A 22,258-nucleotide genomic window follows, 5' to 3' on the forward strand; every position below is an offset into this window, starting at 1 on the left:
TGGTTTCTGTGATATCTTTGTCCATAGTATATGCTCCTTATTTTTTGGGATTTGGACAAAGACTATCCTAATCCCAATTATAAGGAGTTTTTCTAATTTAAGCAAGTATTTTCGCTAAAAATCGAACTTGACTTTTCTTAAATATTTTTATGCAATGCTAGTGTGCTTTTTTAGTTATTTTATTTTATAAAAAGATAATTCGCTTTAATCAAATTTTAAATATTTTTGATGCTGTTGGACTGGCTGCATTTACTGCAATTGGCTCAGAAGTAGCAGTTAATAATGGCTATACTCAACCATTTATTATAATAGTTTTAGCCGTAATGACTGGCACAGGTGGAGGTACACTGAGGGATTTATTTGCAAATGAAATACCTTATGTATTTCACAAAGAAGTTTATGCAGTAGCAGCTGTAATTGGATCAGTCTTTTTTATTATTACTTATCGAACTGTTGGTAATAATGCGGCTTTATATACCGCTTTTGCAGTGACATTTTTAATCAGGTTATTCTGTATGAAAAAAGATATTCATTTAAAAAGAGTTTCAAAAGATGCTAAATTGAAATAGAAAGGAACTGTTTTATGTCAGATATATTAGAAAAAGCTAAAACAATTGAGGATTATATTATTAAATTCAGAAGAGACTTACATAAAAATCCTGAACTCAGCGGTGAGGAATATAATACTCAAGCAAAAATTATGAGTGAATTAGATAAATTAGGAATTGAATATCAAAAAGCAGGAAATACCTCTTTAATAGCTACTCTAAGAGGAGAAAAAAGTGAAAAAACCATAGCTTTAAGAGGAGATATGGATGCTCTGCCGATAAAAGAAGAGGCAGATGTAGATTTTAAATCTCAAAAATCTGGAGTAATGCATGCCTGTGGACATGATGCTCATACGGCTATGCTGTTAGGTGCTGCAAAAATTTTGGCTGGGATGAGAGATAAAATAGCTGGAGAAATTAAATTTTTCTTTCAGGAAGGTGAAGAAACATTTTCAGGTGCTAAAAAAATAATAGAAGCAGGTGGAATGGATGGAGTTGATGCCTGTTTTGCTATGCATGGGATGCCGGAATTAGAAACCGGGTATTTTAATATTGAACCAGGATATAGAATGGCAGGTAGTGATACTATTTATGTTAAGTTTGAAGGAATATCAGGTCATGGATCAGCTCCACATCGAGCTAAAGATACCATTCACCCCGCCTGTACTTTTGTTACTGATCTGCAGGGGATAGTAACTAAAAATATTGATGCTCAAAAGCCATTAGTTCTTTCAGTCGGCAAATTTGTTGGAGGAACAAAGGCAAATGTAGTTGCTAAGTATTCAGAGCTTGATATTACTATGAGATATTTTGATTCTGAGGTAAGAGAAAAAGCTCATCGGGCAGTAAAAAGACACGCAGAAGCAATTGCTGATGCATATGAGCTGAAGGTGGATATAGAAATAGATGATAGCACTCCCAGCCTTTATAATGATGAAGATTTAGCAGAGTTAGCAGATCAGTCTGCAGCAAAAGTCTTTGGAAAAGGTCAAAATAAGTCTATATCTAAATATATGGGATCAGAAGATATGGCTTATTATTTTCAGCATGCTAAAGGAGTCTATGCATTTATCGGATATAAAAATGAGGAAAAGGAAGCTGTCTATTTTCCCCATCACGAAAAATTTAAGATTGATGAAGATTACATGAAATATGGTACAGCATTACATGCGCAGTTTGCTCTTGATTTTTTAAAGAACAGTTCAAATTTAATCTCTAAATGAGAGGAATGATAGAATGAAAGAATTTCATAATCAAGAAAATAAGTATGTCAAACAAATTGTACTAAAAGTTAGAGACTTAAATAAATCACTGGTTTTTTATCAGGAAATATTAGGTTTGGAGATTTTAGAAAAGAAAGTCAATAAAGTTTTATTAACTGCTGATGGAGCAACCGCTATGATTACTTTGACTTCTTCTGGTGATATAATTGAGAAACTTCCAAATAGGACCGGCTTATATCATTTTGCAATTTTGCTGCCGGATAGATTTCAGCTGGGATTATTTCTTAAAAATATGAGAGAAAAGAATTATGAAATAACAGGAGGATCAGATCATGGAGTAAGTGAAGCAATATATCTTAAAGATCCAGATGATAATGGAATTGAAGTTTATGCTGATCTTGATACCAGTGAATGGAATCGGAAAAATGGGCAAATAGAAATGGTAACAGAATCATTAGATTATGAAGGAATATTGAATGAAGCAGCTAATTCAGAATGGGATGGAATGCCTAAAAAAGCTAAGATAGGTCATATTCATCTTCAGGTTAGTGATCTAGAAAAAGCAAAGAAATTCTATGTTCAGGGTTTAGGTTTTGATATCATCCAGAGGCTCGGAAAATCAGCTTTGTTTTTATCTACAGGAGGCTACCACCATCATATAGGATTAAATACCTGGGATATTAAGGGAGCAGATACATTGCCAGAAAATTCAGCTGGACTGGAATATTATACATTAAATTTTCCTGATCAGAAAAAGAGGAATGAAAGTTTAGAAAACTTAAAAAAGATGGGCTATAAAGTTATTGAAAAAGATAATGGAATATTTACAGAAGATCCGGCTGGTAATGTTATTAAATTAGTCATTTAATAACTTTAAACAGACAACCATTAAAGATATTGTTTTTTCTGAAATCAAATAACAGAAAGGATTTGATCTAATGAATGAGCCAAAGATTGAAATCTATACTAAAACCTGGTGTCCTTACTGTAGAAGAGCAAAGGCGATGCTAAAAAGTTTGGGTCTTGACTATACTGATTATGATATTACAGATAATGAAGAGCTGCAGCAGGAGATGGTCGAGCGGAGCGGCAAAAAAACTATACCCCAAATTTTTATTAATAATGAGAAAATTGGCGGCTATGATGATTTAATTGAGCTTGTCAGCTCTGGTGGACTTGATGATCTGATAGAATTTGAAAGGCCAAACTGCAGTGAAAAAGACTGGGATCTGGCGGTGGTTGGAGCTGGACCGGCTGGAATGACTGCTTCAGTTTATGCAGCCAGGAAAGGCTTAAAAGTTCTGATGGTAGCTCGGGATATAGGTGGTCAGGTGTTGGAAACTGACACCATCGATAATTACCTACCTGAATATGGAACTTCAGGCCCAGATCTAATGCAGGATTTTTTAAAGCACCTTAGAAACTATAAGATAGACACACTTTTTGGAGAGGAAATCACAGATATTAACCCTCAGCCAGAAGGACATATTCTGCTTACAAAAAGTAATAAAAAAATTAATACTAGAGCTGTTTTAATAGCTGCTGGAACTAAAAAGAGACAGCTTGGAATTCCAGGAGAACATCAGTTAAAAGATAAGGGTGTAAGTTACTGTGCTACCTGTTATGGCTATATCTATGAAAATCAGCCAGTTGCTGTAGTTGGCGGTGGTAATTCTGGCCTGGAAGCAGCTCTCGATATGGCAAAGATTGCAACTGAAGTTTATTTAGTTATTAGAGGAGAACAGCTGTCAGGTGATAAAAGTCTGCAGGATAAGGTAAATAACTCAGATAAAATAGAAGTCTGCAAATCATACCAGACAACTGAGATTCAGGGTAAGCAAAAAGTAGAATCGATAAGAATCAAAAATCTTAATACTGGTAAAGAGCGGGAACTTAATGTAAAAGCAATATTTATTGAAATTGGCTTAATTCCCAATACAGGTTTTATCTGTGAGCATCTTGATATTAATCAGGGCAATGAGATTATTATTGATCAAAATAATCAGACAAGTATTGAAGGGATTTTTGCTGCCGGAGATGTAACAGATATTAAAGATAAACAGATTATTGTTTCTGCAGCAGAAGGTGCTAAGGCTGCTCTAAGAGCCAATGAATATTTGAGTTAATAATAGAGGAGATCAAAATGGCTTGGATAGATATGGTAGGTGAAGAAAAAGTAGAAGGTAAATTCGCTAAACTCTATGATAAATTAACACTCTCTGGCAAAAATGAGTTGGCACATGTTTTAAAAGTTCAGTCTTTAAATCTTGATCTTTTAGCAGACCACCTTAAGATCTATCAAACTATTTTGTCCGGCAGCTCAAATATATGCTAAATATTTGACAAAATATTTATAATGTGTTTTAATATAGGAAAAGAAAATGATTCTGTTGTCTAATCTCATTTGAGAACGGGGGACCCAATTTTTGGGGCGAATCTATATTAGAAGAAGACCTTTACTTCTAGCCCGACAGCTAACTCCGTAGACTTTAAATAAGGGACAGACGTGATGCCACCATTATATTCTATATTATGGTGAAATTTATCTATTGGCACTACAGTCTATCTGTAGTGTTTTTTTGATTTTATAGAGTTTTGATTTATTTAATAAATACATAGATTTGTTTTGAGAGGAGTAGGGAGAATGAAGATCAGCAAGAAAAATTTAACCCCGGCACAGTACTTAGTCTTTGGTTATTTTATTATTATCATGCTGGGTTCAATACTTTTAATGATGCCAATAGCGACAACAGATGGGCAGGGCTTAAATGCAGTAGATGCAGTATTTACAGCCACATCTGCCACCTGTGTGACAGGTTTAATTGTTGTTAATACTAAAGAAGCCTTTACTCATTTTGGTTCAACAGTTATTATGCTTTTGATCCAAATTGGTGGATTAGGTATCATGTCAATGTCTACCTTATTTGCCTTTATAATTGGGAAAAAGATTAGTTTAAAAGAAAGATTAATTATTCAGGAAGATTTAAATCAGTATCAGATTTCAGGTATGGTGAGACTGGTTCAGTATCTGCTTGGTTTTACCTTTGCAATTGAGGGAACTGCTGCAGTTATCTTATTTTTCCGTCTGGTTGAGGATTATCCTGCAGGGAGGGCAATTTATCTGGCTATTTTCCATGCAGTATCTGCTTTTAATAATGCTGGTTTTGATCTTTTTGGAAACAGCCTGGAGAACTTTACCGGTGATATAACAATTAACTTTGTTATTATGGCCTTAATTATCCTCGGTGGTATAGGTTTTGGGGTAATGGTAGAAGCTTATAACAGAGTCAGGTTTAAAAAAACAACTCTGCAGACAAAAATAGTACTTATAATTACTTTAGCCTTACTTATCTTTGGCTTTATTATCTTTTTTGTTTTAGAATATGATAATACTCTTGCTGGTTTACCACTTCTTGATAAAACACTGGGAGCAATGTTTTTATCTGTAACACCAAGAACAGCAGGTTTTAATACAGTTGCAACCGGAGCTCTAAAACAGTCTTCACTCTTTATTATCATTATCTTAATGTTTATTGGTGCTTCACCCGGCTCGACCGGTGGAGGTATCAAAACAACTACTTTTGGAGTGATGCTTGTTACCTTAAAAAACATGATAACAGGTAAAGAAGATATGGAAGTATATAACCGCCGCTTTGAAAAAAAGATCGTCTATGAGGCTTTTACTATTACAATGCTGGCTGCTGGGCTGGTTGTACTGGTAACTACGCTTTTATTAGTGATCGAAGACTTTCAATTTATTGATGTTTTATTTGAGACAGTTTCTGCCTTTGGTACAGTGGGACTTTCAACAGGAATTACCGGGCAGCTATCTGATATCAGCAGGGTTTTAATCACTATCACGATGTTTGCTGGCAGAGTTGGTCCACTGACACTGGCGCTTGCCTTTGGTGAAAGGGTAAGGAAAGGAAAATATCATTATCCGACAGAAAAAGTAATGGTTGGTTAATTTAGATAGGGGGAAAATAAATGAAGCAGTTTGTTGTTGTAGGTTTAGGAAGATTTGGAGCCAGTGTTGCTACTACTCTGGCTGAAAATGGACATGATGTATTAGCGATTGATCGTGATCCAGAAAAGGTGCAGGCAATCAGTGCTGATGTAACTCATGCTGTAGAGGCTGATGCTACTGATGAAGAGGCCTTAAAAACATTAGGTGTTAGAAACTTTGATGTAGCGGTTGTAAGTATTGGAGATAATGTTTCAGCAAATATATTGTGTACTTTAATCTTAAAAGAGCTTAACTTGCCTTATGTAATAGTTAAAGCACCTGATAAATTACATGGCAAAGTTTTAACAAAAGTTGGTGCAGATAGAATAGTTTATCCTGAGCGTGATATGGGAGCAAGAATTGCTCAGAATCTTATCTCTTCCAATGTTTTAGATTATATAGAGTTTGCTCCAGAATATGGAGTAATAGAGATTCTTGCCAGTGATAATATGGTCGGTAGAACTTTAAAGGAACTTGAATTGAGAGCCAGCTTTGATGTTAATGTAATGGCAATTAAAAGAGGGGAAGAACTATACATTTCGCCGGGAGCAGATGATAAAATTGAAGCTGGAGATAAATTAGTTTTAATGGGGAAAAATGAAAATCTGGATAAAATGAGAGATTTCGGCAATTAAATCTGTTTTTTTAAGGGAGTGTAAATTATGAATATAAAGACTTTAAAAGGGAAAATACTCCTTGGTTTTGCAGTCATGATCTTAATTTTGGCAGGGGTTGTTGGCTGGAGTATATATAACTTTGAAACACTTTCAAATGCAATTAATGATATTTTAGTTGAAAATTACCGCAGTATAAAAGCAAGTGACAGTATGGTTGAATCAATAGAACGCCAGGACAGTGCCTTATTGCTGCTTTTAAGATCTACTGAAGAACAGGGACAGGAAATCTTCAGACGCAATGAAAAAGAATTCTATACCTGGCTGGCTAGAGCAGAAGATAATATCACCATTGAAGGTGAGGGTGCAATTTTAGAAAAAATCAATGAAAAATATTTTGAATTTGTATCTAATTTTGATCAATTCTATAATGCAGAAGAAGATCAGCGCTGGCAGATATATAATCAGCAGTTGCTTCCAAGTTTTAATGAGATAAAAAATGATATTCGAGAACTAAGAGAAATAAACAGACAGGCGATGGTTGATGCGCAGGGCAGTGCCAACAGTAGAGCCAATCAGGCAATCATCTATACAATCGGACTGGCTTTACTAGTTACTGCATTTTCATTAATTTTTGCCTTTTATCTCACCAAACAGATATTGAGGCCAATTAAAGAATTAGAAAAAGGGATTAAAGAAGTGGCTGCCAGAAATTTTCAGCGTAAAGTTGAAGTGGCCTCTGAGGATGAAATCGGTGTGCTGGCAGATGAATTTAATGAGATGATTTCCAAACTAAAAGAATATGAAAAATTAAATGTTAAAAAGCTGCTGATGGAGAAAGAAAAGTCAGAAGCTGTAGTAAATAATTTGAGCAGTCCCTTAATAGTGACAGATAAGGATCATAAGATTGTTTTAATCAACGAAACAGCTAAAGAACTATTTTCACTGAGGGAGGATGTACTTGGCACGCACTTTTTAGAGGTTATTAAGGCAGAAGAGATTTTTGAATACATTAAAAATCCTGAAGCTAAAGAAGAGAAAACCTTTCTACTAAAAAAGAACGATAAAAAAAGACATTACAGGATTTCAACCAAACAGGTAATTGATGAAGATGAAGAATATCAATTTACAGTTACTCTATTAGAGGATATTACCCGCTTAAAAGAAATTGACAATATGAAATCTGAGTTTGTTTCAACTGTATCACATGAGTTTAGGACCCCGCTGACTTCAATGAATATGGGGCTCAGCATGGTAATTAACGAGGATACAGGAGAATTAAATGAGGAACAGAAGGAACTGCTGGAAGCAGCCTATGAGGATGTTGAACGATTAACTGAGTTAGTAAATGATCTGCTTGATCTCTCTAAGATTGAATCAGGTAAAATTGAAATGGAATTTGATAAGGTAGATGTCAATGATATTATTGAAAAAACTCTTAACCCCTTCCATAAACAGGCGGAGGAAAAAGAAATTGAGCTCAAATTCAAACAGTCAGAAGATAATGTTTTTGCTTATGCCGATCCTTCAAAAATAAGCTGGGTGATTTCTAACCTGGTTGGAAATGCACTTCGCTATGCTGATGAAGGAAAAATAGAAGTAGATGCAGAAATAAAGGGTAGAAGGGTTCTAGTATCAGTAGCAGATAATGGACCAGGTATTCCAAAAGAATATCAGTCTAAAATATTCGAGAAATTTGTCAGAGCCGGCAGTGATAAAGAGGAAAAGAGTGGAACCGGTCTCGGCCTTGCTATTGCAAAAGAAATTATTACAGCCCACAATGGTCGGATCTGGGTTGAAAGTGAAGAAGGAGAGGGCTCTACTTTTTCATTCTACATCCCAAGATATGGCTATCAGGAGGAAAATAATGAGTAAAATTTTAGTAGTAGATGATGAAAAAAATATTAGATTAGTTGTTGGTAAAAGTCTGGAAAAGGCAGGTTATGCTGTGGATTATGCTGTAGATGGAGTAGAAGCGGTTGATAAAGCTAATAATATTAGTCCAGATCTTATTTTACTTGATTTAAGGCTGCCGAAGATGAATGGTTTTTTAGTACTTGAAGCTTTAAAAAGTGATGCAGCTACAGAGGAAATACCGGTTATTATATTGTCTGCTTTATCTGAAGAAGATGACGTGCAAAAGGCAATTTCTTCAGGTGCTGAAGACTTTTTAGTCAAACCAATCAGTCAGAGTGATTTACTGGCTGCTGTAGAAGAAAGTATTATGGAAGAAGGAACAGGACAGGAAGAAATAGAGGGGGAAGATAATAATGAAAAATAAAGTACTGGTTGTTGATGATGAAAAGAATATTCGTTTGACTTTAAAGAAAGCTCTTTCGAATGCAGACTACGAAGTTGAAACAGCTGTTAATGGAGAAGATGGGCTGGCAAAATTAAAAGAAGAAGAAATCCCGGTTGTACTGCTTGATATGAAAATGCCGGGAATGGATGGCATCCAGTTTTTAAAAGAAGTAACAAATAAAGAAATTGAGACAAAGGTAATAATGATTACAGGTTATGGGAGTGTAGAAACAGCGGTTGAAACTCTAAAATTAGGTGCTGTTGACTATCTGCGTAAACCATTTAAACCAGAAGAAATTATTAATATTGTTCAGGATGTTTTTGAACGCTATAAGGTTGAAAATAGTGAAAAAGAAGTAGAAAGTTTTGAAGAATATATTATGCTTGCTAAAAACGCAATTAATAAACGAGACTTCTCAAAGGCAAAAGAAATGCTGCAGCAGGCCACTTCTCTTGACTCTGAAAAGCCTGAGCCATTTAATCTGCTGGGAATAATTTATGAGATGCAGCATAAGCAGGGAGAAGCAATGAAGATGTACAGAGCTGCTCTGGCACTTGATCCTGGCTATAAACCGGCAAATGAAAACATTGAAAGGGCAGGAGAAAGTATGGGCTCCATTGACTTAGATGATGTTAACTTTGGAGATGACGAGGAGGAAGAATAGATGTTTATTGTTATTGTAGGCTGTGGCCGCACCGGTTCTCTGCTTGCTGGAAAACTTTCTCGTTCTGGTAACGAAGTTGTTGTTATAGAACAAAATCCAGATTCATTTGCTCTGCTGCCGGTTGACTTTTCAGGTTTTGAGATAGAGGGGGATGCAGCTGAAAGTGATGTTTTGATTGAAGGTAAAATAGAATCTGCTGACCTTTTAATAGTTAGTACCGGCAATGATCAGATTAACTATCTTGTATCACAGATGGCCAGGGTTAATTTTGATGTACCCAGAATTATGGTCAGGACTATAGACCCATCAGTGGAGAAGATGTATGAAAAAGAAGAACGTTTTGAGATATTTTCTCAGATATCTCTTTTGGCTGAAAACATGATAAATAAAATTGAGCGAGAAGGGATGAGGTAATTATGGAGATTATACTGGTTGGAGGAGGTAAGCTAATTTACCATCTTGCCAAAAAGCTAATTTCTAAAGGACATTTTGTAACAATTATCAATAAAGATCGTAAACTAGCTGATGATCTGGCAAGAGAAATAAAGGCAACAGTTGTCTTCGGTGATGCAACTGATAAAAAAGTTCTGGAAGATGCTGGTGCTTATAAGGCAGATAACCTTGTATCTTTGACTCAGAAAGATCACAGTAATCTTTTTATCTGCAAGATGGCAATGGACTATTTTGGGGTTGAGAGAACTACAGCCCTGGTAAATAATCCAGAAAATGAAGAGCTTTTTAATACTCTTGGAATTACTGGAATTTTTAATGTTACAGATTTAATCAGTTCGATAATTGAACAGACTGTGATCTCTGATGATGTAAGTAATCTAACAATGATTGAAGAGGGGAAACTAAGTATTTTTCAGGTTGAGGTAGCTCCTGACTCTGAGGCTGCTGGCAAAGAAATTAAAGAAATCGACCTCCCTATCTCGATTGTTTTAGGTGGTATAGTAAGGAATGGAGATATTTCAATTCCCAGAGGTGGCTCTAAGATTCAGGCTGGAGATAAGATTGTCATAATTTCACTGCCGGAAGAACAGGCAGAAGCTATTAAAGTCTTTGGTGGTGAAGAATAAGATGAAATACAAAAATCTGCTTATTTCTCGCTACTTTCTGATTTCAAAATATACCGGGATTATTATAATCTTTGCCGGTGCTGCTATTCTTTCACCACTTTTATTTTTACTTGCTTTTCCCGAGGAGAGCAGCCTGGCTCCTCATTTTCTGCTGGCAGGAGGATTATCTATTCTGGCAGGACTAGTCTTATTTACTTATGGGAGCAGACACCAGGAAGAAGATGTGGAACTTTCCTTAAATGAAGGGAGTATAATTGTTATTTTTTCCTGGCTGGGAGCAATATTCTTTTCTGCAGTACCTTTTATCACTATTTTGGATATGAGCTGGTCTCATTCTATTTTTGAAGTGGTAAGCGGCTGGACAACTACCGGGCTATCTCTAGTTGATGTTACTACTGCGCCTAAATTAATCCTTATCTGGCGTTCTATTATGCAGTTTTTTGGTGGGGCTGGACTGGCAGTTATTGCTTTATCTTCACTGCTCCCGGTTCATGGAATGGGTTTATATATGGCTGAGGCACGAAGTGATAAACTTTTACCCCATGTAAAACGCTCTACTATGTTGATTATGAAAATCTATACTTTCTATACTGCAGCAGGAATTATTCTTTATTATTTTGCAGGGATGCCTCTCTTTGATTCTATAAATCATTCTATGGCTGCAATTTCTACCGGGGGTTTTTCCACTCAGCCAGACAGTATAGGCCATTACAACAGCTTATCTATTGAAGTGGTAACAATAGTCCTGATGCTGCTTGGTACTATAAACTTTGCAACCCATTACACACTACTAAAAGGTAAGGTTAAAACTTTCTTTAAAAATGCTGAGATACGTTTAATGATCACATTGTTTATATTTTTAACTCCTATCTTAATGTTTTTTTCATTAAACTCTTTATATCCAATGCTGAGCGAGAATTTTAGGATTACCTTTTTCCAGATCATTACGGCTTTATCAACAACCGGCTTTTCGACTATTTCTTTTGCTGGCTGGCCGATATTTGCTAACTTTATCATTATTTTAATTATGCTTGTTGGTGGTGGAACAGGTTCAACTGCTGGTGGTATTAAGCAGTATAGAATTTATTTGATCTTTAAATCAATCTACTGGGAAATTAAAGAACAGTTTTTACCCCGCCGAAGTGTCAGCAGTAATTATCTCTGGCGAGGGGAGAACAAGTTTTATGTAAAAGATCAGCATGTAAAAGATGTAGCCAATTATATATTACTATATCTCTTTACTTTTTTTGCGGGAGTAGCAGTTCATACAGCATACGGATATTCGCTTTTAGACAGTATGTTTGAATTCGGTTCAGCTTTAGGTACAGTTGGGATTTCAATCGGTTTACTTTCACCAGAAGCTCCACTGGGTATAATCTGGACTCAGACGATCGGAATGTTTTTAGGCAGGCTGGAATTCTTTATAATTCTTTATGCCGGGATAAAACTATTTAAAGATGGAGTTTATATCTCTAAGCATTAATATAGTTTTAATTACCCCAGAGAGACTTCACTTATTCAGTAAAATGGAGCTTTTCTGGGGCTTTTATTTTGTATAATATTTTCTTCAGGAGTACCTAATAATTAGATATTATTTCGAGTTTTCTGTAATATAATTAATTTAGGTTCAAGTAGTAAGGTGAAACATCAGGGAGGTGCTGAAAAATGAAAGACAAGAAAAAAGTAGCTAAGAAAAAACCTGAAAAGAAAGATATTGAAAAGAAAGAAGAAAAGAAATAATTTCTTTAATCAGTAAAAGTTGAACTATGTATATTTTTCCCTGTTAAACTAATGGTGGCAGGGATTTTTTTATTGCAAGGAAATTAATCTATGGTTGGAGATGAATACCCTCAGAGATAATTCATTTAGTTTATTAAATAATGGGTTTTCTCTGAGGGTTGTAAATTGAGAAAAGTGAGTCTAAATACAGCATGTTATTTACGGTAATGTAGGGGAGAAAATTAAAATAATTCTTTTTTTATATTTGAATTGATATTTTCACTTTAGACAAGGTGTTTTTCATTTAAAGTTATTGTAAATATAGCTCCACCCTGACTATTATTTTGAACATTGATTTTTGCCTGATGTTTATCAATAATATCTTTAACTATAGCAAGGCCAAGACCGGTTCCATTACTATCATTTCTGGATCTTGATTCATCTACTTTATAAAACCTTTCCCATATTTTATCCTGCTTTTCTTCTTTGATTCCTTTTCCCTCATCTTTAATTAAGATTTTTAAATTTTTTATTTCATTCTTTTGATTATAAACTTTCTTAGTTATAATTTCTACCTTAGAATTTTCGGGAGAATGTTTGACTGCATTATCTATTAAATTAATAAAAACTTCTTTAAATTTATTTGGATCTACCTTAATCAATAGTTCGTTATTTTTATAATCCCCCTTTATTTTTATGTTCTTCTTCTTAATATCATTTTCTAATGAATTTACAGCAAAACTAATTAATTCTTTTAACTTCACTTTTTTTATATTTAATTTGATTCCATCTGAGTCTAATTGGCCCAGGATAAGTAATTCTTCTACAAGGTATTGAAGATGTTCAGCTTCATTTCTCATTATCGATGAATAGTTCCTTATCTGGCTCTGATTTAAATTTTGTTCTTCAATAATTTCAGTAAAACCCTTAATTGATGAAAGAGGAGTTCTAAATTCATGTGATATGTTTGCAATATATTCTTTGCGTATTTTTTCCAGCCTGGTTTTCCTTTTGATGGTTTTTTCAATCTCTGATACAGCGTAATTATAGGTCTCGATTAGATTTTTTAACTCAGTTGTTTTAACATTTTTTTTATTAATTTTGGTGAATTTATTATTAGAAATATTTTTGGCAGAAGCCTGAATTTTATTTAGTGGTTTAGTAATATTTTTGCTGAATCTAATGCTGAAAATTAATGCAATAATCAAGGCTATTAAAGATGAATAGAAGATTAATTTTAAGATGTCAATTATAGTTGTTTTTACACTGTCTAATTCTGATTTTAGTATAATTCCTCCAATAATGTCAGAGCTTCCTCTTGTATTTAAAGAGATATCTTTATTTTCATTAAGTGGATCTTTAAAAAGAGGGAAGATCATAAGCAGTTCATTTTTTTTAGGACCTTTTATTTTATTTATAACTTGATTACCGGCAATTACTTCTTCTAAAGTTTTATCTTCGATCTCCATTTTTAAAGAATCAAAATTAGAGGAATTCAAAATGAAGTCACCACGATTATTAATTATTCCAATTTCCAGTTCAGATGTTTTGGAAATTGTGTTTATTCTTAACAGACTTTCGTCCTGTTTGAATTTCTTCAGATTAGCATTATTGATGTAATTATTAATGATTTCAGCAATTCTGTGACCATCTTTAGAAGCTTTCCATTCTCTTAAACCATAGTAATAATTCTGTATCAGATAGCCAAAGATACTGCTGATAATAATTATGGTGATTAATACTATAATAGTATTTGAAATTAACAATCTGCTGAAAAAACTATTAAGATTAATCTTCATCATTATCTTCCTCAAACTTAAATTTATAGCCAGTTCCCCAGATGGTTTTTATAAATTTATTATTTATATTTTTTTCCTTTAATTTTCTTCTAATTCTTTTAATATGTTCATCAATAGTTCTAATTTCCTGATTGTTTTCTGCTCCCCAAATATTTTTCAGTAAGTTTTTTCTGGAAAAGACTTTATTATAGTTTTTTATCATAAATTCAAACAACTCGAATTCTCTGGGTGCAAAACTAATAATTTGATTATTGATAGAGACAGACTTATCATCATTATCTAATTTAAATTTAAAGTTAGAAAAGTCATAGACTTCAGAGTTACTGTTATTTTCTCTTTTTTGGTTTTCAGTTCTTCTTAAGACCGCTTTTATTCTTGCCCTTAATTCTCTGGGTGAAAATGGTTTTGTTACATAATCATCTGCACCAATTTCTAGCCCTAAAACTTTATCTGCTTCTTCGGCTTTGGCTGTTAACATAATTATAGGAGTATAAACTTTCTTTTCTTTTAGTTTCTTACAGATTTCCCAGCCATCCATTTCAGGCAGCATTATATCCAGCAGAATTAGATCATAATCATTTTCTATAGCTTCTTTATAACCTGATTTTCCATCTTTTTTGAAAACAACTTCTGTATTATAACTATTAAACATAGCTTTAACTAGTTCAAATATATTTTTGTCATCTTCAATCAATAAGATTTTTTTATTGTTTAAATTCATAATTGCCTCCTTCATTTACAATTTGTTTATATTATATATTCTAAGATAACGGTAAAAATCCTTTTTTAAATCTAAAATAGCCTTAAATTAGACTAAATATAAATAATTTGTATATAAATTTGATTTTTGTTTATATTTTGTTTATAATTATAATCAAGAAATAGTTATAAAATTTAATTAATTTGGAGGGGTATCATGAAGAAAAATGAAAAAAGCAAAAAGGAAATGTTTTATTATTATCTGAAGATAGGTTTAGCTATTGCCTTTGTTATCTGGGTTATCATTTCAATTAATGGTTTACAGGGGACAGCACAGGAAAACAGCAATTTAATTTTAAGGCCTGATTATGAGACATCATTTATTCCCGGAGGCTCTGAAAGATTTTCGGATGCCTATGCTGATGTAGAAAATATTGACACAGAAGCAAAAGTTGAAGAAGGAGATTATCTCTGGAGTACTATACTTATAGCCAATAGAGGTAAAAAAGATGGACAGGAATTAAATATTAATATAGAAACTGCCGCAGCAATGGATCAAATTCTTGTTAGTCCAACTGGTTATAGTAATGAAGTTAATATAGAAACTGAAGATAATAAAATGAGCACGGAAATTACTGTAGAAGAGCTAGAAATTGATGATACAGCCAGGATATTTATTGGATTTAGTAAAGATAAGATGAATGTCAATGAGCAAAATTGGGCTGATAGTTATGAAGATTACTTAAAAAGAATTAGTATTGAATCAGGTAATGTAGAAGATATATTTTATGGATTAGCATATTAACAGCACATACACTCCCAATTAGTAAAGAGGCCGGTTTTTTATGCCGGTCTTTTTATTTTTGCTGTGCTTATTAAGGTAGTTTAATAGTTGACTGGAGCATTTCTTTACATAAAAAAAACAGATCCCAAAATAGGACCTGTTTTACAAAAGATCTACGATCAAGGAGGACTAAATGTTTTTAGTGATTTCTGCTTTCTCTCTAATGTTTTTTACATACTGACTAATTTTATTATTTCTTTTTTGTTGTTTTAACAATTCTTTTATTTGAGGCTTAACTTTTTCTAAAGGCTGTACTTTATCATCTTTAGTAAATTGTTCTTTATTTTTTTCATAAAAGTTTTTTATTTCACTTTTAGTGACATTAAGATCAGAAACTACTACTTCTTCAATTAGTTTATTTACTTTTAACTGTGGATTCTTAAAAAACTGTTGTTTGTACTCTTTTTCATTTTTAAAGCCTCGATTTTTAAGAATTGATAGGTACTTTTCTTGAGTTAAGTTATTATTTTTTATAATTGCGTTCTTCTGCTGTTGATAAAGCTTTTCTTTTTTCTTTTGACTGAGACTAATTCCTTTTTCTTCAGCTTTTTGTTGTAATAAAAGATTATTAATTAAGTTGTCAAGCTGCTGCTTCTGGTACTCTTTAAGAACTTTTTGACCACTTTCAGTGGTGGTCAAAGTCTGAAGGAATTGTTGATCAATTTGGTTTATTTGCATTAGCAGCTGATTTGTATTCGCCTTTTGAGCCAATTCTTTTTTGGTTATTTTTTCTCCATTAATCCTGGCAACAATATTTGAATCCATTTTATTCTTCAAATTTGGATCTGCTGGCTGCTTAGAATTTAAGTTTAAATCCTGAGCAAAAACTGTCACTGGTAGAATAAGAACAATGATAAGCAAAGAAGATAAAATTATTTTTTTCATTTTAAACCACATCCTTTTAAAATAATTGACTGAAAAATTATTAAAACTACTAACTAATAGATGATTACTTCAGCTTATCTACTAAAAGTATAATAATTGATTATTAAAATATAGTTAAAATGAGATAATTATTAGATTAAAGCTTTTTTAATTCTATCAGATACTTTTCATAATATTAAACCAATTAACATTTATTGGCAAAAAAATGATAGTCCAAAAGATGCAGAGATAAAAATTTATTGAGTTCAATTGCTATATTTGTTATGATTGTTATCGTGAGAAATAAAGTTTTTCGTTTACACAAAACCAGTATTTACATAGTTTAATTAAATTTATAATGCCATATTAGAAATATCTTAACCTGATTTAAAAACTGTGAAAACGATTAATGAAACATATAAGAAAGGATGAAAGATTAATGGAGAAAAAAGGCAAAGACTTCACAGATAAATATTTTAACCTAAAAAATTCTCTTCTTTATTTTGCATTTTTTATTTTGATATCAGCTGTTTCAATGTATTACATTAATAAAATATATTCTCAGGGCAGTAATCTTGATGTATTTTTTTCTTTTTCTCCAGTAGTCATTATATCATTAATAGGACTATTATTTTTTTATTATATTTTTGATGCTTCAAGGTTATATTTTGTTTTAAAAACTTTAAATGCTGAAATTTCTTTTTGGAATGTATATAAGTTAGTATTTATTAATTTCTTTATCTCAAATATTACTCCACTGGCTACTGGCGGTGGTTTTGCTCAAGTTTATTTTTTACAAAAAAAAGGTGTACCACTGGGGAAATCTTCTGCAGCTGCTTTAATTAGAACTCTATTATCTGCAACTATGCTTTTTTTGAGTGTACCTTTTATAATTTTAAGGAATCAGTCGATGCTTAATTTACTTCCTGGAAATTATGTTTTTATTTATTTTGCGGTTTTTTTGGTTCTTTATGTTTTTATTTTGTATATTTTAATTTTTAAAGTCAGATTAGTCATGAAAATCTTATATAAGTTATTTTATTTTATAAAATCTAAACATCTTCTTAGTAAAAAAAGATTCAGAAAAATTGTTAGATACATTTTTGAACATCTAGAACTCTTTTCAGAAGATCTTGCTTTTTTTATTCAGGGTAAGAAATTTTTTGTATTTTTATCTTTATTTTTTACAGGTATATTTTTATTAACGGAATTCTCATTTTCATTTTTGATAATTAAAGGGCTGGGTTATACCAATATATCTTTTTTCCAGATACTAACCTCACAGATTTTGGTTGTTTTTATTATGTACTTTGCCCCAACACCTGGCGCAGCAGGGATAGCTGAGGGCGGATATTCATTATTATTTGCCAGATTTGTAAACCGCTCTGATCTATTCCCACTTTTATTTTACTGGAGATTTTTTAGTAAATTTATTGGGATTTTTATAGGAGTCTTTGTTTTTTTCTTTCTAATTATTAGAGGGGGACAAGAAGTTGAAGAATAGAGGTAAATTATATATATTAATTTTTATTGTTATTATTTCAATTATAATCAGCTATAAAATTTACGCCCCTTATACTATTCAGGATTTTAAATCAGTTAATGTTAAAAACATGGAGATAATTAGAGGGAATACAAATAATAATAATTACAGTTTTGCAGTAGTTGGAAATATCGAAAACTCAATTGCAATTTTTGATAATCGAATTCTGAAAAAAATAAAGCAAAATAATGTTGATTTTATAATTTCAACTGGCAATAATGTTCGAGATGGTGATGAAAGCAAGTATAGAGTTTTTTATAGAACCTTAGAGAAGTTAAAAATACCTTTTTTAACTGCAGTTGGCAGACGAGAAATAAATGATGGAGGCAATGATAATTTTTATAAGTATTTTGGACCTTTTTATTTTTCATACCAGATTGGTGATTCGTATTTTATTTTTTTGGACACAACCGAAAACACCAATTTGAACTGGCAGCAGCAGTGGCTGAATAATGAGTTAAAAGAAGCTTCAGAATATGAAAATAAATTTGTGATCATGAATAAAACTCCAGTTAAAATAGAGGCTGAATATTTATTAGATGACAGCATAAAATATATTAAATCAAAAAGTTTAAGAACTTTTTATCAAGATATTTTTGCAGAACATAATCTTGATACTGTTTTTTCTTCTAATCTTGAAATATATCATCAGGAGGAGATTGAGGGAGTAAATTACTATGTAAGTGGTGGGGCTGGAGGAGATTTGATCTTTGATAATCAGAAGAGTTTTTATCATTATTTACTGGTTAATGTTTCAGATTCTGGAATTGATGTAGAAGTACAAAGATTGGAAAACAGCCCTGGTCTTATTTCTAAATTAATCGTTAACATCTGGGTATCCTTGCAGTCGTTTATTTATGCAAATTATATAAATATTTTGTTGGTCTTATTTATTGGTTTAACAATTTTCTATATTCTGCATAGGGAAATAAATAAAGAGGTTGATTATTATAGAGACTTTGCCTATGATGATCATGAAAATAAAGATAAGAAATTGAAAATTGCAATGTTTAGCAATAATTATTTTCCTGTAATTGGTGGAGTTCCTATTTCAATTAAAAGGCTGGCTAAGGCTCTCAGGGAAAGAGGGCATCAGGTTAAAATTTTTGCCCCTGAATATAAAGAAGAAACTGATGAGGAGCCAAATATAATTCGCTGTAAGTCGATTTATCATTATGAAGAGGCGGGTCTGGACTTTCCGGTGACTAATATTTTTTCTCCGCAGATAAAAAAAGATTTTAAAGCTGGAGATTTTGACCTAGTTCATGCTCACCATCCTTTCTGGCTGGGAAATAAAGGGCGCAAGCTGGCTGAAAAGTTTAACTTGCCAATTGCCTTTACATATCATACTCGACTGGAAAAATACTCACATTACGTACCAAATATTTTATTTATGCGTAAGTTTTTTAAAAATAGACTTTCTCATTTTTTGATCAGAAATTTTGCCAATAATACAGATGCAGTATTTGCCCCGACTGGCTCAACCAAAGAGTATCTGCGCAATATTGGAGTAAGCAGATTTATAAAAGTAATGCCAACTGGAATCGACTTTGATTATTATGACCTTGATCAGAGGCAAATTGATTTATTGAGGGATAATTTAGTTGGAGACTCAGATTATCTTTTAATATCAGTTTCTAGACTTTCCAAAGAAAAAAATCTATATTTTCTTTTAAATGGCATCAAAAAATTGAAAGAAAAATATGAACTAAACTTTAAGTTGGTTATTATAGGCAGCGGCTCAGAGAAGGAAAATATTGAAGATTTTATTAAAGATAATCAGTTGCAGAATGAAATTGAACTGATTGGAGCTGTTGATTTTAAGGAAATGGCAAAATATTATCTGGCTGCAGATTTGTTTGTTTTTGCCTCAACTACTGAAACTCAGGGAATGGTTCTTTTAGAAGCAATGGCTGGTTATAATCCTGTAGTTGCAGTTAAATCAAGTGGAATAGATGATATTATTGAAAATGGATATAATGGTTTTAAAACTGAAGAAGATCTTGACAAATGGAGTTCGAAAATTAAAGAGATTTTATCTGATAAAGAAAAATTTGAGCAGAACTCAAAAAAGGCTCGAAATATGGCCGAAAGTTATTCAATTGGAGAAATGGGAACTGAGGCTGAAAAAGTTTATTATAAAATTTTACAGCTTAAAAAAAATACTAATTAAACTAATAATATTATGCTAGGGGGATTTAGTTGAAACAGTTAATTTTAGAATTTATTTTAATGGCAGTTTTTATTATTGTTTCAGGAACTTATTTATCAAGATTTGGAGATATAATTGCTGATAAAAGTGGACTGGGTCAGGCTTTTATCGGTGGAATTTTAATTGCAATGGCAACTTCGTTGCCGGAACTGGTGACCAGTATCAGTTCGGCTCTTGTTGGAGCACCGGATATTGCAGTCGGTAATGCTTTTGGAAGCAACACTTTTAACCTTGTCATCTTAGCCTTTGCTGATCTTTTACAGGGTAAGGGTCCATTACTACTTCGAGTTAACTACAGTCACATTCTTTCTGGTCTGGTAGGTGTTTTGCTTTCAGCACTGGTTGTCTTCAGCCTAATTTTATCTCATTTTATGAACTTTAATTTAAGTATTTTTGGTGTTGGAGTAGATAGTATTATTCTGCTGCTTACTTATCTTATAAGTGTGCGCATGATTTACCGCTATGATAAGAAAAATCCGCTTGATCCTGATGATCCTGTCAAGGAAGAGGATCCAAATCCGGACTATACCCTAAATAAGGCTTTGCTGGGTTTTGCCCTCTGTGCAGTTGTAATTGTTTTTAGCGGCTATCGCTTAACTATTACTGCTGATCAGATATCTATGCTGACCGGGATCGATCAGAGTTTTATTGGTTCAATTATGGTGGCTGCTGCTACTTCACTGCCTGAGCTTGTTGCAACAATTTCGGCTGTTAAGATTGGTGCCTATAATATGGCAGTTGGAAATGTCTTCGGCAGCAACATTTTCAATATGACAGTGATTTTCTTTGCTGATATCTTTTATCGTCAGGGAGTTCTGCTGGAAGATGCCCGGATAGTTCATATTTTAACTGCAACAGTTGGGATAGTAATGGCCACAATAATTTTAATTGGTTTGTTTTATCGCTCCCGCCGCTCGTTTATGTGGATGGGCTGGGATGCGATTGCAGCCACAGTGGTTTATTTTGCAGGAGTTTATCTGCTCTTTCAGCTGGGATTGAATGTGATTTAATAGTTTTGCACTAAAATAGAGTAGGACCAGCCTTTTCAGCTGGGACCCCTCGTCAAACTGCACGTACGGTTCTCCCGTATACAGCTTTCCGTCAGTCGTTGCCCCGTCTCAAGGAATAAGTCTTCGTCACTGTGTTACCACAGCTGTATATTTTAGTCCTCTAGGACAATCTAGTAAGTAGTGCAACGAGTCCCTTCTTCCTGAAAAAGGAATTGGGGATTCTTTTGTTTTGATTAATAACTGCTTTCTTCCTCTCCATATATGACCTTAACCGCATTCGTATCCATTCATCTAAGCGCCGGAAAAGTTTCTTCACATTTCCATGACCGAAATAATTAGCCCAGCCATATATTTTAGCATTCAACCTTTTTATGATTGATTCCACTTTCCAGGGCTGATTTCTCTTAGTAACTTTTCTAACTTTGTCTTTGAATTTTTCCAATGACTTCTTTCTCGATCTCTTGTAGTTCCAGGCTATGAACTCAAATCCTAAAAATACAAAACCCTCACCAAAGTTAGTTATTACTGTCTTTTCTGTATGCAGTTCTAATTTGAGTTTTTCTGTGATAATTTCTTTAACTACCTCATAAGCTCTTTTAGCTTTCCTTTTTGATTTTGTCATTACAACAAAATCATCAGCAAATCGCACCAGCTTGTACCCTCTTTCTATCATCACTTTATCGAACTCATGCAGAAAGATATTCGCCAGCAGTGGCGATATTACGCCACCCTGCGGTGTACCTTTTCCTGTGGGTATATATTCTCCATCTTTCATGACTCCCATGGTCAGCCACGATTTTATTATTTCAATTACCCACCCATCTGTTACTTTTTGCCTGATAAATTCTATTAAAAGCTCATGATCTATATTATCGAAAAACCCTTTGATATCTGCATCTAATACCCATTTGTATCCCTGTTCTCTGTATTCTTCAATCTTGTTTATCGCATCTATCTGCGATTTACCTTTTCTAAAGCCTAAAGAACAGTCACAGAATTCTTTCTCATATATCGGCTCCAGTATTCCTCTGACTGCCGCCTGAGCTATTCTGTCTTTAACTGTGGGTATTCCAAGTGGTCTCTGTCTTCCATCACTTTTCGGGATGAATACTCTAAGTGCCGGTTTGGGTTG

21 protein-coding genes and 1 riboswitch are annotated in these 22,258 nt (G+C 33.2%); of the genes, 17 read left to right on the forward strand and 4 right to left on the reverse strand.

The features are described 5' to 3' along the window. Positions 1-221: 221 nt before the first annotated feature. The 13 genes from C8C76_RS13380 to C8C76_RS13440 all read left to right on the forward strand — a co-directional run bounded on the left by C8C76_RS13380 (position 222) and on the right by C8C76_RS13440 (position 11,919). Entirely contained in the window at positions 222-569 is a 348-nt protein-coding gene (locus tag C8C76_RS13380; RefSeq protein ID WP_258222574.1) for a trimeric intracellular cation channel family protein, read from the forward strand. Positions 570-583: 14 nt separating this feature from the next. Next, positions 584-1,771: a M20 metallopeptidase family protein gene (locus C8C76_RS13385; protein WP_108142501.1), complete on the forward strand. Its 1,188-nt coding sequence runs from the start codon at positions 584-586 to the stop codon at positions 1,769-1,771. A gap of 13 nt (positions 1,772-1,784) precedes the next feature. Further along, on the forward strand, positions 1,785-2,639 hold the full coding sequence (locus tag C8C76_RS13390; protein WP_108142503.1) for a VOC family protein: 855 nt from the start codon (positions 1,785-1,787) through the stop codon (positions 2,637-2,639). Between the two features lie 70 nt (positions 2,640-2,709). Then, positions 2,710-3,897 (forward strand): glutaredoxin 3, encoded by a 1,188-nt coding sequence (gene grxC / locus C8C76_RS13395; RefSeq protein WP_108142505.1) that lies wholly within the window; start codon positions 2,710-2,712, stop codon positions 3,895-3,897. 17 nt (positions 3,898-3,914) lie between these two features. Then, positions 3,915-4,106: a peroxidase gene (locus C8C76_RS13400; RefSeq protein WP_108142507.1), complete on the forward strand. Its 192-nt coding sequence runs from the start codon at positions 3,915-3,917 to the stop codon at positions 4,104-4,106. Positions 4,107-4,152: 46 nt separating this feature from the next. After that, a riboswitch (cyclic di-AMP (ydaO/yuaA leader) is annotated at positions 4,153-4,275 on the forward strand. A 140-nt stretch (positions 4,276-4,415) separates the two neighbouring features. Further along, positions 4,416-5,738 (forward strand): TrkH family potassium uptake protein, encoded by a 1,323-nt coding sequence (locus C8C76_RS13405; RefSeq protein ID WP_108142509.1) that lies wholly within the window; start codon positions 4,416-4,418, stop codon positions 5,736-5,738. Between the two features lie 20 nt (positions 5,739-5,758). Continuing rightward, positions 5,759-6,412, forward strand: coding sequence for a potassium channel family protein (locus tag C8C76_RS13410; RefSeq protein WP_108142510.1), 654 nt, complete (start codon positions 5,759-5,761; stop codon positions 6,410-6,412). Between the two features lie 27 nt (positions 6,413-6,439). Then, complete coding sequence (locus C8C76_RS13415; protein WP_108142512.1) at positions 6,440-8,266, forward strand: ATP-binding protein; 1,827 nt, start codon at positions 6,440-6,442, stop codon at positions 8,264-8,266. Continuing rightward, positions 8,259-8,672, forward strand: coding sequence for a response regulator transcription factor (locus tag C8C76_RS13420; RefSeq protein WP_108142514.1), 414 nt, complete (start codon positions 8,259-8,261; stop codon positions 8,670-8,672). The genes C8C76_RS13415 and C8C76_RS13420 overlap by 8 nt, the downstream gene beginning before the upstream one ends. Next, a complete protein-coding gene (locus C8C76_RS13425) occupies positions 8,662-9,357 on the forward strand; it encodes a response regulator (protein ID WP_076544500.1) in 696 nt (231 codons plus the stop codon). Before C8C76_RS13420 ends, C8C76_RS13425 begins: the two co-directional genes overlap by 11 nt. Further along, the gene (locus C8C76_RS13430; protein WP_076544501.1) at positions 9,358-9,771 is read left to right on the forward strand and encodes a potassium channel family protein; all 414 of its coding nucleotides are present in this window, start codon (positions 9,358-9,360) and stop codon (positions 9,769-9,771) included. Between the two features lie 2 nt (positions 9,772-9,773). Beyond that, the gene (locus tag C8C76_RS13435; RefSeq protein WP_108142516.1) at positions 9,774-10,436 is read left to right on the forward strand and encodes a potassium channel family protein; all 663 of its coding nucleotides are present in this window, start codon (positions 9,774-9,776) and stop codon (positions 10,434-10,436) included. 1 nt (position 10,437) lies between these two features. Beyond that, positions 10,438-11,919, forward strand: a complete 1,482-nt coding sequence (locus tag C8C76_RS13440; RefSeq protein ID WP_108142518.1) for a TrkH family potassium uptake protein — start codon at positions 10,438-10,440, stop codon at positions 11,917-11,919. Positions 11,920-12,439: 520 nt separating this feature from the next. Here C8C76_RS13440 and C8C76_RS13445 read toward each other — a convergent pair. Together C8C76_RS13445 and C8C76_RS13450 are read right to left on the reverse strand one after the other, a co-directional pair. After that, entirely contained in the window at positions 12,440-13,957 is a 1,518-nt protein-coding gene (locus tag C8C76_RS13445; RefSeq protein ID WP_108142520.1) for a sensor histidine kinase, read from the reverse strand. Continuing rightward, a complete protein-coding gene (locus C8C76_RS13450; RefSeq protein ID WP_108142522.1) occupies positions 13,944-14,675 on the reverse strand; it encodes a response regulator transcription factor in 732 nt (243 codons plus the stop codon). The genes C8C76_RS13445 and C8C76_RS13450 overlap by 14 nt, the downstream gene beginning before the upstream one ends. 195 nt (positions 14,676-14,870) lie before the next feature. Here C8C76_RS13450 and C8C76_RS13455 point away from each other — a divergent pair, with 195 nt between their 5' ends. Continuing rightward, a complete protein-coding gene (locus tag C8C76_RS13455) occupies positions 14,871-15,458 on the forward strand; it encodes a hypothetical protein (RefSeq protein ID WP_108142524.1) in 588 nt (195 codons plus the stop codon). A 168-nt stretch (positions 15,459-15,626) separates the two neighbouring features. Here the strand turns inward: C8C76_RS13455 and C8C76_RS13460 are convergent, their stop codons facing one another. Beyond that, positions 15,627-16,382: a SurA N-terminal domain-containing protein gene (locus C8C76_RS13460; RefSeq protein ID WP_108142526.1), complete on the reverse strand. Its 756-nt coding sequence runs from the start codon at positions 16,380-16,382 to the stop codon at positions 15,627-15,629. 418 nt (positions 16,383-16,800) lie between these two features. On the opposite strand from C8C76_RS13460, the gene C8C76_RS13465 reads away from it, so the two are divergent. From C8C76_RS13465 to C8C76_RS13475, 3 genes are read left to right on the forward strand one after another with little or no spacing between them, the layout of a single operon-like run. Continuing rightward, the gene (locus tag C8C76_RS13465) at positions 16,801-17,865 is read left to right on the forward strand and encodes a lysylphosphatidylglycerol synthase transmembrane domain-containing protein (protein WP_108142528.1); all 1,065 of its coding nucleotides are present in this window, start codon (positions 16,801-16,803) and stop codon (positions 17,863-17,865) included. Next, positions 17,855-20,077, forward strand: coding sequence for a glycosyltransferase (locus C8C76_RS13470; RefSeq protein WP_108142530.1), 2,223 nt, complete (start codon positions 17,855-17,857; stop codon positions 20,075-20,077). Before C8C76_RS13465 ends, C8C76_RS13470 begins: the two co-directional genes overlap by 11 nt. A gap of 29 nt (positions 20,078-20,106) precedes the next feature. Then, entirely contained in the window at positions 20,107-21,126 is a 1,020-nt protein-coding gene (locus tag C8C76_RS13475; protein ID WP_108142532.1) for a sodium:calcium antiporter, read from the forward strand. Between the two features lie 160 nt (positions 21,127-21,286). On the opposite strand, the gene ltrA is transcribed toward C8C76_RS13475, so the two are convergent. Further along, positions 21,287-22,258: group II intron reverse transcriptase/maturase (ltrA, locus tag C8C76_RS13480; protein ID WP_108142534.1), on the reverse strand; the 972-nt coding region annotated here is incomplete at its 5' end.

Origin of the sequence: Halanaerobium saccharolyticum (genome assembly GCF_003053565.1) — a bacterium.
GTDB classification, from domain to species: Bacteria; Bacillota; Halanaerobiia; order Halanaerobiales; family Halanaerobiaceae; genus Halanaerobium; species Halanaerobium saccharolyticum_B.